Raw genomic sequence first — 15,328 nt, forward strand, 5'->3', positions numbered from 1 at the left:
CGAGGAACTCCTGGGGCCGGCGTAGTCCGGTGATCTCGATTTCGAGTTAGGCATATTCCATCGTGAGGGACAGCCGCGATGGTTGATGAATTTCAAAATCAGAACCGATCATGAAATCGACCCGTGGCGGAGGTGTCCGGCGGTCAGTGGGTGGGTAGCCTATTGAAATGATCGTGGTAGTCGGCTGATCGGGATTCGACGCTAGGTCGATTGCAAGATAGTAGCGCCGGACACTGGCTGCACTCGGTTGCGTGAGTTGATCGTGACTGCGGGCAACAGGCCCTCACGGCACTTCGGGGCAGGGGAGCTGATATGAAATCCGGACCTCAAATTGCGCTGGCAGTAGCCGTCGGTTATGCCCTCGGGCGCAGTCGCAAGATGAAGCTCGCGATCACCGCCGCGGGGATGCTGGCGGGACGACGTTTCGCAGATCCCAAGGAGCTGCTGGCCAAGGGCGGCAAACTGCTAGGAGCGTCCCCAGAGGTGCAGAAGCTTACGGGAGAGGCACGAGAGCGGTTGTTGGACGCGGCCAAATCAGCCGTGCTGGCGGCAGCGACGAGCAAGATCGAATCGCTTGGTGACAGCCTAACGGAGCGTGCCGCCGGGTTGCGTGCGGTCAACGTCGAAGGGGCCGGAGAGCAGCTCTCGGGCGCCGGGAAAGAAGTGACCAGCCTCAGCAAGAAGGCGATGCGGCGGAGGGCGAACTCGGAAGGGACTCCCGCAGCGGAAGAGGATGAGATCGAGTCCGGGGGAGACGAAGAAGAACAGGCTGCGGAGCAGTCCTCAGACGGCAGAACGGAACGCCACCGCACGTCCGGACACTCCGCACCCTTGAGCGGTCGGTTGGCGAGGTCTGCCACCGAGGCGAAGGAAACCGTGCGGACGTCGCGATCCAGTGCGCAAGGCAAGTCCTCTAGTGGTTCGAGCGGACGGGCTGGGAGCCGGAGCGGCGGTTCGGCGGGACAGGGCCAGCGCAAGCAGGCGGCGACCCCCAGGTCCAAGCGGTCTGCTCCTAGGAAGACGTCTTGAGGGGCTGGGTGATGACCATGGCGCAACCGTCCAGCGAAAATCGCGCATCCAGATCGGGTGGCTTGTTGCGAGATCTACCGCTCGAGCCGTTGAAGGCCGGCGCCAAGGAGCTACTGATGTCGGCCGGGGAGCGTGCGGCCGGCTTCGTCGGCGACAAGGTCGAAGAAATGGCAGAACGGTTGAGCGAATCGGCGGAGAACGGTGGCGCCGGACTGATGGCAGCGGTTACGGGCAGCAAGGAGCTGGCAGAAGGAGGATCCCCGGTTAAGTCGGCGCTGAAGGCCGGGTTCACGGGTATGGCAGAAAAAGCCAAAGGCGCACTGGGCATGGGCGGCGGAAAAGGAGGGAAGAAGGGGAAGTCCAAGGTAGTGAACATCATCGAGCACAATGATGTTGGGCTGCCGATTCGCGTCGTGTACGACCAGTGGACCAGATTCGAGGATTTCCCGAGCATGACGAAGAAAGTCCTCAGCGTGGATCAGGAGTCCGACGAAAAGGTCAACTGGCAGGCGCAGATCTTCCTCTCGAAGCGGAGCTGGCAAGCCACCATCGTCGAACAGGTTCCCGACGAACGGATCGTGTGGACTTCAACAGGCGCGAAGGGGACAGTGGACGGCTCCGTCACCTTCCACGAGCTCGCGCCGGATATGACCAGGATCTTGCTAGTCATCGAGTACTACCCGCAAGGGTTCTTCGAGAAGACCGCGTACATGTGGCGCGCGCAGGGCCGCCGTGTTCGCGCCGACTTCAAGTACATCAAGCGGCACTTGATGACGCGGACGATCTTGGAGCAGGACGCGGTCGAAGGTTGGCGTGGCGAGATCCGGGATCGTGAGGTCGTTAAGACCCACGAAGATGCATTGCGCGAAGAGGAAGAAGACGCGGAGTACGGCCCTGAGGCTGGCGAGGAAGAGCCGCAAGAGTACGAGGGCGAGTACGGCGAAGCCGAAGAGGGCAGTGAGGAGGGCGAGTACGGCGACGAAGGGGAGGAAGAAGCCGAGGAATACGGAGAGGAAGAGGAGGGCGAGTACGGCGACGAAGAAAACGAGAGGGCCGAAGAGTCGGAAGCCGAGGAGTACGAGGATGAAGGCGAGGAGAAGTACGAAGAGGACGAAGCCCGCGAAGACGAAGGCCAGCGCGGCCGGCGTCGCCGTGCAGCGGTGACGTCCAGCCGGAGAAGGTGATCACATGACCGTCGCGAGCATGCAAGGGGGCGGCGGATCGCCGGTGCAGCGCGGATCGTCGGGCGACTTGGCGGAGGTTGTCGAACTTATCCTGGACAAGGGACTCGTCATCGACCTCTTCGTGCGGGTTTCCTTGGTGGGAATCGAGATCGCCACCGTCGATGCGCGGGTCGTAGTGGCCAGTGTGGACACCTACCTGCGGTTCGCCGAGGCGACCAACAGACTGGACCTGGAGCAGAAGGGCGGCAAGGACCTTCCGGAGCTGATGGAGGGCATGACGCAGAGCGGCGTCGAAGGCAAGACCAAGGGAGTGATCGACGCTGCCAAGGACAAGTTCGACGAATTCCGGAGTGGTGATCAGGCGGAGAGGCGGGAGAAGCAGCCCGTCAAGCGCAGGGAACCGCGGAATCGGGAGCGTGAACGATGACCACGCACGCGAGGCGCGCCGAAGGTGTCCGGACCGAGCAAGAAGGCACCGAGCAAGAAGGAACCGAGAAAGCCGTGTATGTCTACGGCATCATCGGTCGTCGGGAAGAGCTGCCGGACGAGCTTCCCTCTGTCGGGGACGACAAGGCCAAGGTGGTGCTGGCCTCGCGCGGCGAACTCTCCGCGTTGATCAGCGAGGTGCGGCTGGTTCGACCGCTCGGCACCCGTGAGGATCTGCTTGCGCATGAGCGTGTCCTCGACACCCTCGCCGCCGAAACGACCGTGATACCGATGCGTTTTGGTTCGGTCGTGACAACTGAGAAAGCGGTCGTCGAGGAACTGCTGGACCCCCACCACGACCACTTCGAGGCCATGCTCACCGAACTTGAAGGACTCGTTCAGTTCACCGTTCGGGGCAGATACGCGGAGAGCGCGCACCTGCGCGAGATCGTGGCTGACGTACCCGAAGTCCGACAGCTTCGCGAAGATCTCAGCGGTCTGCCGGAAGACGCGGGCTACGCAGAGCGCTTGCGGCTGGGTGAACTTGTCAGCAACGCCGTTGCCCAGAAACGCGAATCCGATGCGGAGACGCTGATAGCCTCGCTCGAACCGTCCTCCGCTGCTTCACTTTCACATGCGGTCGCAGCCGAAGACGATGCCGTGCACGTCACGTTCCTAGTCGATCGCGAGGAGATCCCGCAGTTCGAGCAAGCCGTGGACGAACTGGGGGAGTGGTGGGCGGGACGGATCGACCTGCGCTTGATCGGTCCGCTCGCGCCTTACGACTTCTTGCCGGGGGCCTGAACATGGGACTCATCACCGGGCTTCTCACGCTGCCCCTGGCACCAGTACGGGGTGTCGTGTGGGTTGCCGAACAGGTGAAGCAGCACGCAGAACAGCAGTATTACGACCCCGCGCTCATCCAGCGCCAGATTGCGGACGTCGACGATGCCTACGCGGCCGGTGCGCTGTCCGACTCGGAACGCGACCGGTTGCACGAAGACTTGCTGAACAGGCTGTTCGAGGCGCAGCGGCGACGTCGAGGAGAGGAGATGTGACCTGGTGGCTACGGTGCGGCGCGAGGGATCAGGAGATCGCGAGCCGCCGGCGGAGCGCCGTCGGCGCAACCCCCCGCGGCAGCCGGCATCCAGGACGCCGACAACCAAGAGCAGCCCGGAGCAGGGCCGGAAGCCGGAGCGGGCGCGCCAAAAACACGACAGCGACGATGACAAAGGCCGAGCGCAAGAACAGCATTCACTCAAAGCGGCCCAGGTGGCCCGGCTGGCCGTACGCCAAGTGCACGAGTTGACCGGTCGGCAGCCGGAAGGCGTCACTTCGCTCGAGCGGTCCGAAACGGGCTGGGTCGTGGGCGTCGAGGTGGTCGAGAGCCGCCGGGTTCCGGACACGGCCGACATCTTGGCCGTGTACGAGGCTGAACTGGACGACGACGGTGATCTCGTTTCTTACCGCCGGGTCGACCGTTATGCCAGAGGGCGAGGCAACGAACGATGAACGGCTATGACGGCAGCGACCGGGCCACCGCTCCTGCAGTGCGAGGAGGCGGTGCCCGCGCACCGACGTGGTACGGCGAGCGAGCGACGTCCGCACAACCGCAGTCCGCGAACCTTGCCGACATCCTGGAACGGGTCCTGGACAAGGGCATCGTCATCGCCGGTGACATCCAGGTGAACTTGCTGGACATCGAACTTCTCACGATCAAGCTCCGGCTGGTCGTCGCCTCGGTTGAGCGCGCCCGCGAAATGGGGATCGACTGGTGGGAGCACGACCCGACGCTGTCCTCCGGCCACCGTGACCTAGTCGAAGAGAACCGGTCGCTGCGATCACAGGTGCGCGAACTCGAATCCGGGCGCAGCACGACCGAGGCGGCGCTGGAGGAAGGTGCGGACGAGCCGTTCCCCGAACCTCATCGGGAGGTGCGCAAACGCAGCACCGAGGAGCAGGACCGTGGCTGAAACGCTTTCTTACGTCTACGCGATCTTGCGAGCGGGCGTGGACATTTCCGTGCGGGTGGCAGGAATCGCCGGGTCGGAGGTCCGTCTGGTCACTTCCGGTGGCCTTGCTGCACTTGTCAGCACTGTCGACGCCGGCGAGTTCGGCGAGCAAGGGCTGCGCAAGAACCTGGAAGACATGGGGTGGCTGGAAACTACGGTCCGGGCACATAGCCGGGTCGTCGAGGCCGCGATCAGCGCCGCCCCTGTCGCCCCGCTGGCCCTGGCCACGGTCTACTACAACGATGACCGCGTTCGGGCCGCGCTCGCGGAGCGCGGACCCGCGTTTGCCGACATCCTGGAGCTTATCTCCGGTCATGCCGAGTGGGGCGTCAAGGCGTTCGCTGACGTCAGCAAGAGGGAGCAGCGGGAGCCCACCGCCTCGGGTCCCGGAGGGTCCCAGGAGCGGCCGGGGCAGGCATACCTCGGCAAGCTCCGGGAACGGCGGAAGGGACAGGCCGAGGCGGAGCGCGATGCGTTGCAGCAAGCCGAGGAGATCCACGATGCGCTCAGCGATCTGTCGCATGCGAACCGGGTACACCCGCCGCAGAATCGTGATCTCGCGGGCTATCAGGGATTGATGGTGCTCAACGGTGCCTACCTGGTAGACGATGCGCGCACCGAGGAGTTCATAGCGGCGGTGGAGAGCATCGCCGCGGAGAGCGCCCTGCGGATCGAGCTGACCGGACCGTGGGCCCCGTATTCGTTCGCGATGGTGGAAGGTGCGGATCAGCGGTGAGCGCGATTGACGCGGGCCGCGACATCAGCCCGCTCACAGTTCGCGACTCCCGGGAGATCGCACTCGTCGACCTGCTCGACCGGTTGTTGGCGGGCGGCGTCGTGTTGGCCGGCGACGTAACCATCTCGCTGGCGGGTGTCGACTTGGTGCGGGTGTCTTTACGGGCCATCATCACCTCGATCCACGAGGTCACGGTGGATGCCGACTCGTGGGAGCAGGTCGACGATGGGTGAATCTTCGCGTGACCACCGACCCGAGAGGCAACGGGGACTGCCGCACCGCATCGAAACCGACGCGGAGTCGGTACAACGTGACCTGGTCCGGCTCGTCCTGACTATCGTCGAACTGCTGCGCCAGTTGATGGAACGGCAGGCCCTGCGCCGTGTGGATGCGGGCGGGCTCGACGAGGACCAGGTGGAAGAGCTGGGCCTGGCTCTGATGAAGCTGGAAGAGGCGATGGCCGAACTCCGCGACCGCTTCGGCTTCGCCGCTGAGGACCTCAACCTCGACCTCGGGCCACTCGGCCCTCTGCTACGTCGCGATGACTAACCACAACGGAAACTGTCATTTGATCGCGATTCGCGGCTGGCTTCTGCGCCCACGCCGTGGCGCTGGTCATGTGACGCATTTTGCGCGGGTCAGTGGATCCGACAGCTACTGGAGGTCTATCTCGTGCCTGTGCGCTGTACACGGCCGCACCGCTACGGGTGATGCGGTCGTTCATATGTTGCTCTTATGCGTGGGTGCGGTGGATGATCAGCCGATAGATCAGCAGCAGGATGAGCGAGCCGATGATTGCCCATACGAAGCTCATCACGTTGAAACCGCTGACGCCTGCGCCGCCCATTACGCGGGTTGAAATCCAGCCTCCGAGTAGTCCGCCGACGATGCCGATCAAGATGGTCACGATGATCCCGCCAGGGTCACGGCCGGGCAAGATGAACTTGGCGATCGCGCCAGCGATCAACCCGAACAGGATCCAGCTAAGAATTCCCATGACACTCTCCTTCTTCAGGTCTTTTCAGTGCCTATGGGGTTTCCCAGGCTGGGCTCGATGTATTCGCGAGTGGATGTGGGAATCGGTTCCGGCGGTGGGAGGGTGTGCGGGCGACTGATGTCCTGACGGGTGGCTGCTGCTGGGGTTCGAGCACGTGCCCGGTCGGCATGCAGATCTCTCGCCGGGTTCGCCGGACCTTCCGCGCCATCCGTCTGGCGAGATCCGGTTGCATGGGCAAGGGCGACGCCCTCTTTGTCAGGATGAGACGAGACAGTTGGCGTGAGTGCGGGGTACCGGAGCGAGGGCGGGGATCGTAGATCCTGATGGACGTGTCCACTTGGCCGCGCGGCCGGCACCCGGAGAACCGGAACCTACGGGTGGAAAAGAGCTCTCAACGCGTTCGCCGCACGCTTCGGCGACCGGCTCCCCTCTGACCAATGGGCACAATAGATGTTCAACAATCAATGAACTTCAAACATCTAGGATCAATAACTGCGGGAAAGTTCATTGGCCGCCCTTTTGTATATAATTTTTAAAGATTACGTCGGCCTCCTCCTCAGTTTGGGGCAGCAGCTCATCCAATTCTTCCATAAATTTGTCATATTTTTCCTTGTCATGTGCAGTCGTTCGGGCAGTTTCACCCTGGTGCGAGTCCTGCTCGTCATCGTCTTGACGTTCGTGACGTGATTGTTGCTGCACCACAGTTGTCCTCCTTTAGCCGACGCGAGACCGGAATCATTGTTCGAAACATTCGGACACGAAGGCGCGGTCGCCTGCTGTAGCCAGAGTGTCGGCTACGGTTGATAACCACTGCATAAGCTTGTTTTGCGCACTGGGCTGATCTGATTGCCCCGCAACGTCGAGCGAAGGCAGGCCGAGTCGTGCCGCGAGCGCGATGCGCAGTTCGTGAACTGTCCAGGTCCAGGTCATGCGGTGCTGGCCATCGCGAATGACGATGGCCCCACCGCGGTCGGGTAAATCATTGAGCAGAGTCGTGATCGCTGCCTGAGCCCTGCTGAACCGGGAAAAGAGGTCGCGCTCGCGAAGGCAATCGTCTCCGAACAAGCTTGAAATTACCGGATCGTCGAAGTGTCCACCGAGTGCTCGATCCACGCGATGCAGGTAATCGGTCAAGTGTTTCCGCAGCCAACGGATCTGGCGAGGACTGAAAATGACGATGGTATTGTCACCTTGGCGATCCCAGCTGATCAAAACACGCCTCACCTCCCCACCGTTTCTTCCTGCGGCTCTCCCTGGGTTCCCAACTCCAAGCATGGACGACACCGAGCCGATGATCCGCACAAATGAGAGGAAAATTGCCCATAAAACAGCAAGAACTGCCCTTTCATGCGCTCGAAACGTATGTCACCAAGCCCGGAGCATCGTCACCGCGTTCGGCTCCAGAGCGCCGGTAAGGAAGCTGCCGTCGGTGACGACGTCAAGAAATGGTGCGGCAATACGCTGGATGGGCGATTCGGCGTGAAGACGGCGCCGCGGGCAGGTCGAGTCCGCCGGCTCGGAGCCGGCGCGGCCTTCCATGGAGAGCTTCAGGAAATCGGCGTCCGCTACTCGGACTGAGAAGGACCACGCGACTGCTCGCGTGGTCCTGGTTCCAGACATGGCTGCGTTCAGCTGCAAGCGGGCGGAGCGGGGGGCAGTTCGGCCACTCGACACATCGGGCCCAGAGACCTTTGGGTTAGGGCTAAGCATGTTCCTGCCGGGAATGGGGAACGCCTGTGGTTGATGTACGTGCGCTGCGCGCGCCGCTGGCAGGACCGCAGAGGAGGAGAGATGTCCCCGCAGGAGCTTCCCCTCATCGACTACGACAACGGACCGGTTGGCTCCTTGCAGCACCGGATCCGCTCGCTGGATGGCCAGGAGATCCAGCAGTTGCTGGATTACGAGCGCGAGCACAACAACCGGGTTGAAGTGATGGAGATCTTGGAGAAACGGTCGCAGGAGTTGCGAGATGGCGCGACTCCGTCGGGCGGGGCGCAGGATGACCGGCGGGTGGAGGCCGAGGGCACTGCTGGCGAGTCTCCGGTCAAGCCCAGCGGCTCGCCGGAACCGCGGCACGGGATCGGTGGGTTGCCCGGCAAACCCGAGGCCGACCGCCCGCAAAAGCGGTGAGCCGTGCTGCGTCGTTGTTGCGCTGGGAGATGTGCTCGGCGGCAGAGCGTTTGGCGGCAGCAAGTCGAGGGCCTCGCTCGTGCATTCAGCCGAGTCCTTCCTCCTGAGTCGGCCCAGAACTTCGAGCTCGGTCGCCTTCGGTGGACTGCCGACGGTGGTTAGTGTCGCGGCACTTCGGGTAGATCGGCCCTGGGGATTGTCCCCTGAGTTTTTTCGAGGAGGTGCTCAACGTGGCGGAGTTGGTTGCGGATCGCGTCTTGTCCCGATTGCGGGAGTGGGGCGTCGAGCACGTTTTCGCCTATGCCGGTGACGGGAGCAATGGGTTGCTGGCCGCGTGGGAGCGGGCCGGTGATCGGCCGCGCTTCGTGCAATCCCGGCACGAGGAACTGTCGGCGTTCGAGGCGGTCGGATATGCGAAGTTCTCCGGCCGGGTCGGCGTGTGCGCCGCTACTTCAGGGCCCGGAGCGATCCACCTGCTCAACGGCCTCTACGACGCCAAGCTCGACGGCGTGCCGGTGGTGGCCATCATCGGGCAGACCGCCCGCTCGGCCGCGGGCGGTTCGTATCAGCAGGAAGTCGACCTGATGGCGCTGTACAAGGACGTCGCGAGCGAGTACCTGGGCATGGTCATGGTGCCCGAGCAGCTGCCCAACGTGCTGGACCGGGCGATGCGCACCGCACATGCGCGCAACACGGTGACGGCGGTGATCATTCCCGGCGACGTGCAAACCCTTGAGTACAGCGCGCCGACGCACGAATTCAAGATGGTCCCCTCCAGCATCGGGATGTCCGGCTCCTCGGTGCTACCGGACGCGGCCAGTATGCGCAGCGCGGCCGAGGTGCTCAACGCGGGCGAGCGTGTGGCGATCATGATCGGTCAGGGTGCGCGCGATGCCGCGGACGAGGTCGTCCAGGTCGCCGACGTACTCGGCGCGGGTGTGGCGAAGGCATTGCTCGGCAAGGATGTGCTGGCCGACGACCTGCCGTTCGTGACCGGGGCGGCCGGGCTGCTGGGGACGAAACCGTCGTACCAGCTCATGCGTGATTGCGACACGCTGCTGGTGGTCGGGTCGAGCTTCCCGTACAGCCAGTTCTTGCCCGAGTTCGGGCAGGCACGCGGGGTCCAGATCGACATCGACCCGAACCGCATCGGCATGCGCTATCCGTTCGAGGTCAACCTGCTCGGCGATGCTCAGCGGACCTTGAGCGCGCTGCTGCCGTTGCTGCGGCGCAAGAGCGACCGCTCTTGGCGCACGAGCGTCGAGGACAGCGTGCGGGAGTGGTGGGAGGTCATGGACCGGCGGGCGCACGTCGAGGCGGATCCGATCAACCCGGAGCGGGTGTTCCACGAGCTCTCGCCCCAACTGCCCGACGACGTCATCCTCACCTCGGATTCCGGTTCGGCGGCGAACTGGTACGCGCGCCACCTCAAGATCCGCGCTGGCATGCGGGGTTCGTTGTCGGGGACGTTGGCGACGATGGGCCCGGGGGTTCCGTACGCCACGGGGGCGAAGTTCGCACACCCGGATCGCCCGGTGATCGCGCTGGTCGGCGACGGTGCCATGCAGATGAACGGCATCAACGAGCTGATCACCCTGGCGCACTACTGGCGGGAGTGGAGCGATCCGCGGGTGGTGGTCGCGGTGCTCAACAACGGCGATCTCAACCAGGTCACCTGGGAACTGCGGGTGATGAGCGGTGCTCCGCAGTTCATCCCGTCGCAGCGCCTTCCGGACGTCGGCTACGCCGCGGTCGCCGACCAGCTGGGCTTGCGGGCGGCGAAGGTCGATGATCCCGGCCGGATCCACGAGGCGTGGCGGCAGGCTTTGACCGCCGACCGGCCGACCGTGCTGGAGTTCGTCACAGACCCAACGGTGCCGCCGATCCCGCCCCGGGCAGACCTCGACCAGTTGGAGAAGGTGACCAGCTCGCTGCTCAAGGGAGACCCCGAGGCTTGGTCGGTGGTCCGTGAGGGCGTGAAGTCCAAGGTGCAGGAGTTCCTGCCCGGTGGCCGCCACAAGCGATGAGCACCACCGGGGCCCGGATCGGGCCGGTGCGGGCGAGGGCGTACCGGGTGCCAACCGATGCTGACGAGGCCGATGGCACATTGGCCTGGTCGGCCACGAGGATCGTGGTGGTGCGCGCCGAGGTCGGTGACGTGGTCGGACTGGGCTGGACCTACGCCGATGTCGCGGGTATCGAGCTTGTGCACGGGATCCTGGCCTCCGCCGTCGAAGGCCGCGACGGGCTCGATGTCCCGGCCGCGTGGCAGGCGATGCAGCAGGCGGTTCGCAACGTCGGGCGTTCGGGCCTGGTCTCATGCGCGATGTCGGCGGTAGAGATCGCGCTGTGGGACGTTGTGAGGCGGTGGACTGCCTGCAGGTGGACGTCACCCGCTGCGGTGGTTTCGGAGAGTGGTTGCGGGCCGCCGCGTTGGCGGCTGCTCGCAACCGGGAGATCTCCGGGCACTGCGCGCAGAACCTCGCCGCACACGTCGCGCTGGCCACGCCGAACCTCCGGCATCTGGAGTGGTTCCACGACCATGACCGGATCGAGCGGATGGTCTTCGACGGGGTGCTCGATCCGACCGGTGGGTGGGTGCGCCCCGAGCTCTCGCGCGCGGGGCACGGCATGACGTTCAAGGCGGCTGACGCCGAAGCCTCTCGGATCGCCTGAAAGGGGAGGGGAAGATGGTTGATGGTCGTGCGCGGATCTCCGAACCGTCTCAAGTGGACATCGAAGCGCTGGAACGCGATCTCCGCGCGGAGGTCGATGGGGAAGTCCGCTTCGACGCGGGCACCCGCGGCGCGTATTCGACGGACGCGTCGAACTACCGCCAGGTGCCCATAGGCGTCGTCGTGCCGCGCACGGTGGAGGCGGGAGCACGTGCGGTAGCGGTCTGCCGCCGCCATGACGCGCCGGTTCTGTCTCGCGGCGGCGGCACGAGCCTCGGGGGCCAGTGCACGAACGCCGCGGTCGTCCTGGACTGGAGCAAGTACTGCAACAAGCTCGTCTCGGTCGACCCGCGAGCGCGGACCTGCGTCGTCGAGCCCGGGATCGCGCTGGACGACCTCAACCGCCAACTCGCGGAGCACGGGCTGAAGTTCGGGCCGCAACCGGCCACGCACAGCCACTGCACGATCGGCGGGATGGTGGGCAACAACTCTGCGGGGCCAGCGCCCAGCAATACGGCAAGACCGTGGACAACGTGGCCCGGCTGGAGATTCTCACCTACGACGGCACCCGGGCCTGGGCGGGCAGATGGACGCAGGAAGAACTGGCGGACCGCATCGACGCGGGCGGCGGGCTCGGCGCGTTGTGCGCACGCTTGCGGGAGATTCGCGACCGCTACGCCGACCAGATCCGTGAGCGCTACCCGGACATCCCGAGGAGGGTGTCCGGCTATAACCTGGATTCGCTGCTCGGCGCGGAATTCGACCTGGCCGGGCTCGTGGTCGGCAGCGAGGGCACGCTGGCCACCGTGCTCCACGCCGAGATCGATTTGGTGCTAGTGGTGCCGGCTGCAGCCATGCTCGCGCTCGGCTACGACGACATCGCTGCGGCCGCCGACGCCGTGCCGGAGATCATCGCGCATTGCCGGCCGATGCAACTGGAAGCCATCGGTGGCGAACTGGTGCACTTTATGCGGGAGGAAGGCCAGTTCCTCGAGTCGGTCGCGATGCTGCCGCAGGGGAACAGTTGGTTGATGGTCCAGTTCGGCGGCGACACCAACGAGGAAGCCGACACTCAGCTGCACGAGTTGCTTGCCGCTCTGGGGAAGTCGACCTCGGACGATGACGTCGCCGTTTCGGACGATCCCGAACAGGAGCAGCGGATGCTCAAGGCTCGCGAGGCGGGGCTGGGAGTCACCGCGCATCCCCCGGATATGCCAGAAAGCTGGGAAGGCTGGGAGGATTCGGCCGTGTCGGCGAATGCGGTCGGCGACTACCTGCGCGACCTGCTCGCGCTGTTCCAGCGGTACGGCTACGAGCGTCCGGCGCTCTACGGCCACTTCGGCCACGGCTGCGTGCACATCAGGATGCCGTTTCGGCTCAAGAACGGCCCCGGGCTGACCACGTTCCGGGAGTTCTTGTTCAGCGCAGCCGACCTCGTCACGTCGCACGGCGTGTGGACTGTCAGCGAAGAGCGAGGCGGCCCTGAGTTCTGGGAGGACTAGGCCAGAAGCGTTCTGGTTACCCTGAGAGCAGCCTAGTGATTCTGACAGGAAGTGAGGTTGGACGAGAGGAGCGGCCATGGACACGACCAGCCGCGCGGCCGACGGATTGGTCACCTACGTGAGGTCGGTAGCCGACGACCTCGGCGGCGATGTCTTCGAGATCGATATCAATCTCGATCGGGAATTGGCCACCGCGATTGTTCTGGTGAATTCGCACGTACCAACCCTCGCGGAGTTTCCGCTCTTGCTGACTTGGGATGAGGTCAGCGGCTGGGGGCTGCGCATCGAGACCGACGGCCAGGGGGACACCGCAGTGCTAGAGTTTATGGGCGAGGACATTCTGCCCGACCCTGCGCGGGTAGAGCAGTTCCTGCTGGAGGCGACGAACGGGCAGAACCCCGGAATGGTCGCCGCACCAGCGTTTCGCTTCCCGAATGCGCAGGACGACCTCGAACGACGGCTTGCGGAGTTCTGCGAATGAGGGGGACGGCATGGGCATGTGATACATCCGCCGTCTTGCCGGTCGGCCTCTTTTGACCCCTAAGTTCGTGCAAGCCCTTGCACCGTTGCTTGCGCAGGAGGTCGGCCAATGACGATGCCGAGCAGCGAGAGTTGCGACCGAGCCAAAGATACGACGGACGGGTTGTAGCGTTGAGCGTATTTGATGCAGGGACGCGCATTTGCGCACTGCAACTCAGGTAGGCTGTGATGTCGGTCTGCAGCGCACTGCAGCTGGCAGAATCAACGACGGTCGCACTCAAGGGGCTTCCGGCGATTCACTAGTCCATCGCGGCTACTCACGATATTCAGGTCTGGACGGGCGTGCCTCGCTGCTTCCCAGGGCGGAGTTCACGACGTGGCGTGATCCTTCCTGTGATACTGACCGGGGCTCAATCGTGTCTGGCTCGGGCGCGAGCCTGCCGGCCACGACTATGCCGTAGACGGCGTGATCGAGTGCGATGAGCAGTCGTCCAAGTAGCTTTCGGCGAGCCGGGCGTACAGCCAGAAGCGGCGCTATGATGCCCTCGAAAACCAGCCAGATGACTAGACCGTAGGCCGGCCCGCACCACCGTCTCGCGCGGATCTTACGAGGAAGAAGCCGGTATCCGAGTCCTGCCAGTGCGCCATAGAACCAGTGCGCGGTCTCAGTCAGTGCGGCGCGATGTTCCTCGGCGAGCCTGTGGACGGATTCTGGCGCGTGCTGGCCGACGATCGCTTCGGGCGGGGTTTCGTGGACGAGGCCGATGTTACCGGTGACGGTGCGGATACCTGTCATCGCCATGGCGCCGACTAAGCCGCGCGCTCCGGCCAGGACCAGATCGCGGGTTCTTGACTGCTGTGAATGTGACACGCGCACCCCTCGCCTGATCGTGCTCGTCAGACCTGATTCTGAGCACCCAACGGCTACCCGATCGGGCGGACGCAAACCATGTTCCGGCGGGTCATGAGCACTGGCGAGTGGTCACGGTCGTTGACCCGCTCCTGTTCCGACTTCGTGCAGGCGCCCTCCGGGTATGTGCGATTGCAGAGGCGGGGTATTTCCGCCCGTGGCGTTGTGCAATCCGCGGAGGAAGTCTTCAACGGCGTCCGTTGAGCTGTGCTGTGGTGTCCAACCAAGCTCGTCGCGAGCGCGGGTGATGTCCATGACGGGAAGTCGGAGGAACATGTCGAACAGTTCCGGCGAAGCGGGGACCAAGTGCAGCTTCCAAGCGGCCGAAAGGGCGGTCTGCGGAATCCACGATGGAAGGCTCACCGTGGGCTTGCTGAACAGCTTGCCGAGGACATCGGTGTCGATCAGCGGATCTGCGCTGATGTTGAACGCACCGATGCTGGTGGAGTGTGCTGCCAGCCGGGTGTCCATTCAGGGTCGAAATTCGAATGCCTGGCTAGTTGATCTTTGTGGTCAGGCTGGGGTGACTGGTGGCATCCAGGGGTTGCCGGTGAGGGCGGCGTGGATGGCGTCGATGGCGCGTCGCCCGTGGTTGGTGGCGCTGGTCAGGTAGGAACGGACTCGGCAGAACCGGGCCAGGGTGGCCAGGGTGTGCCAGTAGCCGGAGACTTTCTGGTGCAATTTCGGGCTTTTCAGCGCTTGCTCCGGTGTATTTGCTGAAAAGCCCGAGGGTGCGCAGTGCTTTTTTGGTGCGTGCGGGCAGTTGCCGGTACCACACCAGCGTGCCAGTGGGGTGTGTTCGCCGCCGAACGCGGGGATGTCTACGGGTTGCGCCGCTGGTATGTCGTCACCCTCGTGATGGGGACGATCTTCGTGCTGGGCCAGGCGAACGAGTACCGCATGCTGGTCACCGAGCACGCCACAACGATCTCATCCTCGGCATTCGGGACGGCCTTCTACACGGCTACCGGGTTCCACGGCCTGCACGTCATCGGCGGCCTGGTGGCATTCGTGTTCTTGATGGTCCGCACTCTCCTGAGCCGGTTCACGCCGGCGCAGGCGATCGCGGCGATCGTCGTCTCATACTACTGGCACTTCGTGGACATCGTGTGGATTGGCCTGTTCAGCGTGATTTACCTGGTCCCCTAACCTGGCATTGGTTGTGGGGGCTTCATGACACTCCAGCCGGTCGCGGCTTCGAGACGTTCAAGGTCACCGCAGGCGACCCCCGACGAGTTGTCGCCCAG

Annotated in this window: 21 protein-coding genes and 2 pseudogenes; 17 read left to right on the forward strand and 6 right to left on the reverse strand. The window is 64.2% G+C overall.

Going from position 1 to position 15,328, the window contains the following annotated elements:
* The first annotated feature begins 312 nt into the window (after positions 1 to 312).
* The 10 genes from ACRXBZ_RS37910 to ACRXBZ_RS37955 all read left to right on the forward strand — a co-directional run bounded on the left by ACRXBZ_RS37910 (position 313) and on the right by ACRXBZ_RS37955 (position 5,936).
* Positions 313 to 1,029, forward strand: a complete 717-nt coding sequence (locus ACRXBZ_RS37910; protein ID WP_433883183.1) for a hypothetical protein — start codon at positions 313 to 315, stop codon at positions 1,027 to 1,029.
* Between the two features lie 116 nt (positions 1,030 to 1,145).
* Positions 1,146 to 2,213 carry an SRPBCC family protein gene (locus ACRXBZ_RS37915; protein ID WP_433883184.1) on the forward strand — a complete coding sequence of 356 codons (1,068 nt, stop codon included), beginning with the start codon at positions 1,146 to 1,148 and terminating at the stop codon, positions 2,211 to 2,213.
* Positions 2,214 to 2,217: 4 nt separating this feature from the next.
* On the forward strand, positions 2,218 to 2,640 hold the full coding sequence (gene gvpJ, locus ACRXBZ_RS37920; protein WP_433883185.1) for a gas vesicle protein GvpJ: 423 nt from the start codon (positions 2,218 to 2,220) through the stop codon (positions 2,638 to 2,640).
* On the forward strand, positions 2,637 to 3,443 hold the full coding sequence (locus ACRXBZ_RS37925; protein ID WP_433883186.1) for a GvpL/GvpF family gas vesicle protein: 807 nt from the start codon (positions 2,637 to 2,639) through the stop codon (positions 3,441 to 3,443). The genes gvpJ and ACRXBZ_RS37925 overlap by 4 nt, the downstream gene beginning before the upstream one ends.
* Positions 3,444 to 3,445: 2 nt before the next feature.
* Positions 3,446 to 3,697 (forward strand): gas vesicle protein GvpG, encoded by a 252-nt coding sequence (locus tag ACRXBZ_RS37930; protein WP_168588241.1) that lies wholly within the window; start codon positions 3,446 to 3,448, stop codon positions 3,695 to 3,697.
* 4 nt (positions 3,698 to 3,701) lie between these two features.
* Positions 3,702 to 4,151 (forward strand): gas vesicle protein GvpO, encoded by a 450-nt coding sequence (gene gvpO, locus ACRXBZ_RS37935; protein ID WP_433883187.1) that lies wholly within the window; start codon positions 3,702 to 3,704, stop codon positions 4,149 to 4,151.
* A complete protein-coding gene (locus ACRXBZ_RS37940) occupies positions 4,148 to 4,612 on the forward strand; it encodes a gas vesicle protein (protein WP_433883188.1) in 465 nt (154 codons plus the stop codon). Before gvpO ends, ACRXBZ_RS37940 begins: the two co-directional genes overlap by 4 nt.
* Positions 4,605 to 5,387: a GvpL/GvpF family gas vesicle protein gene (locus ACRXBZ_RS37945; RefSeq protein ID WP_433883189.1), complete on the forward strand. Its 783-nt coding sequence runs from the start codon at positions 4,605 to 4,607 to the stop codon at positions 5,385 to 5,387. Before ACRXBZ_RS37940 ends, ACRXBZ_RS37945 begins: the two co-directional genes overlap by 8 nt.
* A complete protein-coding gene (locus ACRXBZ_RS37950) occupies positions 5,384 to 5,620 on the forward strand; it encodes a gas vesicle protein (protein ID WP_433883190.1) in 237 nt (78 codons plus the stop codon). Before ACRXBZ_RS37945 ends, ACRXBZ_RS37950 begins: the two co-directional genes overlap by 4 nt.
* The gene (locus tag ACRXBZ_RS37955) at positions 5,613 to 5,936 is read left to right on the forward strand and encodes a gas vesicle protein K (protein WP_433883191.1); all 324 of its coding nucleotides are present in this window, start codon (positions 5,613 to 5,615) and stop codon (positions 5,934 to 5,936) included. Before ACRXBZ_RS37950 ends, ACRXBZ_RS37955 begins: the two co-directional genes overlap by 8 nt.
* A 184-nt stretch (positions 5,937 to 6,120) precedes the next feature.
* Here ACRXBZ_RS37955 and ACRXBZ_RS37960 read toward each other — a convergent pair whose 3' ends face one another.
* From ACRXBZ_RS37960 to ACRXBZ_RS37970, 3 genes are all read right to left on the reverse strand, one after another.
* On the reverse strand, positions 6,121 to 6,384 hold the full coding sequence (locus tag ACRXBZ_RS37960) for a GlsB/YeaQ/YmgE family stress response membrane protein (protein WP_168588245.1): 264 nt from the start codon (positions 6,382 to 6,384) through the stop codon (positions 6,121 to 6,123).
* A gap of 504 nt (positions 6,385 to 6,888) precedes the next feature.
* The gene (locus ACRXBZ_RS37965) at positions 6,889 to 7,086 is read right to left on the reverse strand and encodes a ubiquitin-like protein Pup (protein WP_433883192.1); all 198 of its coding nucleotides are present in this window, start codon (positions 7,084 to 7,086) and stop codon (positions 6,889 to 6,891) included.
* Between the two features lie 33 nt (positions 7,087 to 7,119).
* Positions 7,120 to 7,596, reverse strand: coding sequence for a DUF2017 family protein (locus ACRXBZ_RS37970; protein ID WP_433883193.1), 477 nt, complete (start codon positions 7,594 to 7,596; stop codon positions 7,120 to 7,122).
* A gap of 579 nt (positions 7,597 to 8,175) precedes the next feature.
* On the opposite strand from ACRXBZ_RS37970, the gene ACRXBZ_RS37975 reads away from it, so the two are divergent.
* The 6 genes and pseudogenes from ACRXBZ_RS37975 (at position 8,176) to ACRXBZ_RS38000 (ending at position 13,172) form a co-directional block, all read left to right on the forward strand.
* Positions 8,176 to 8,514, forward strand: coding sequence for a DUF8129 domain-containing protein (locus tag ACRXBZ_RS37975; RefSeq protein ID WP_433883194.1), 339 nt, complete (start codon positions 8,176 to 8,178; stop codon positions 8,512 to 8,514).
* 230 nt (positions 8,515 to 8,744) lie between these two features.
* Complete coding sequence (locus tag ACRXBZ_RS37980) at positions 8,745 to 10,541, forward strand: thiamine pyrophosphate-requiring protein (protein ID WP_433883195.1); 1,797 nt, start codon at positions 8,745 to 8,747, stop codon at positions 10,539 to 10,541.
* 322 nt (positions 10,542 to 10,863) lie between these two features.
* On the forward strand, positions 10,864 to 11,190 hold the full coding sequence (locus tag ACRXBZ_RS37985) for an enolase C-terminal domain-like protein (RefSeq protein WP_433883196.1): 327 nt from the start codon (positions 10,864 to 10,866) through the stop codon (positions 11,188 to 11,190).
* 14 nt (positions 11,191 to 11,204) lie between these two features.
* Positions 11,205 to 11,630, forward strand: a pseudogene (locus tag ACRXBZ_RS37990) (FAD-binding oxidoreductase); the annotation flags it as partial.
* 83 nt (positions 11,631 to 11,713) lie between these two features.
* Positions 11,714 to 12,691: an FAD-binding oxidoreductase gene (locus tag ACRXBZ_RS37995; protein ID WP_433883197.1), complete on the forward strand. Its 978-nt coding sequence runs from the start codon at positions 11,714 to 11,716 to the stop codon at positions 12,689 to 12,691.
* Positions 12,692 to 12,767: 76 nt separating this feature from the next.
* Positions 12,768 to 13,172, forward strand: a complete 405-nt coding sequence (locus tag ACRXBZ_RS38000; protein ID WP_433883198.1) for a DUF6292 family protein — start codon at positions 12,768 to 12,770, stop codon at positions 13,170 to 13,172.
* 312 nt (positions 13,173 to 13,484) lie between these two features.
* Here ACRXBZ_RS38000 and ACRXBZ_RS38005 read toward each other — a convergent pair whose 3' ends face one another.
* The 3 genes from ACRXBZ_RS38005 to ACRXBZ_RS38015 form a co-directional block, all read right to left on the reverse strand.
* A complete protein-coding gene (locus ACRXBZ_RS38005) occupies positions 13,485 to 14,042 on the reverse strand; it encodes a hypothetical protein (RefSeq protein WP_433883199.1) in 558 nt (185 codons plus the stop codon).
* Positions 14,043 to 14,153: 111 nt separating this feature from the next.
* Entirely contained in the window at positions 14,154 to 14,552 is a 399-nt protein-coding gene (locus ACRXBZ_RS38010) for a Rossmann-fold NAD(P)-binding domain-containing protein (protein WP_433883200.1), read from the reverse strand.
* A gap of 42 nt (positions 14,553 to 14,594) precedes the next feature.
* Entirely contained in the window at positions 14,595 to 14,762 is a 168-nt protein-coding gene (locus ACRXBZ_RS38015; protein ID WP_433883201.1) for a hypothetical protein, read from the reverse strand.
* A gap of 102 nt (positions 14,763 to 14,864) precedes the next feature.
* On the opposite strand from ACRXBZ_RS38015, the pseudogene ACRXBZ_RS38020 reads away from it, so the two are divergent.
* A pseudogene (locus tag ACRXBZ_RS38020) lies at positions 14,865 to 15,230 on the forward strand (cytochrome c oxidase subunit 3); the annotation flags it as partial.
* Positions 15,231 to 15,328: the final 98 nt, after the last annotated feature.

The organism is Saccharopolyspora hattusasensis, assembly GCF_050972075.1.
In the GTDB taxonomy this organism is placed as follows: Bacteria; Actinomycetota; Actinomycetes; order Mycobacteriales; family Pseudonocardiaceae; genus Saccharopolyspora; species Saccharopolyspora hattusasensis.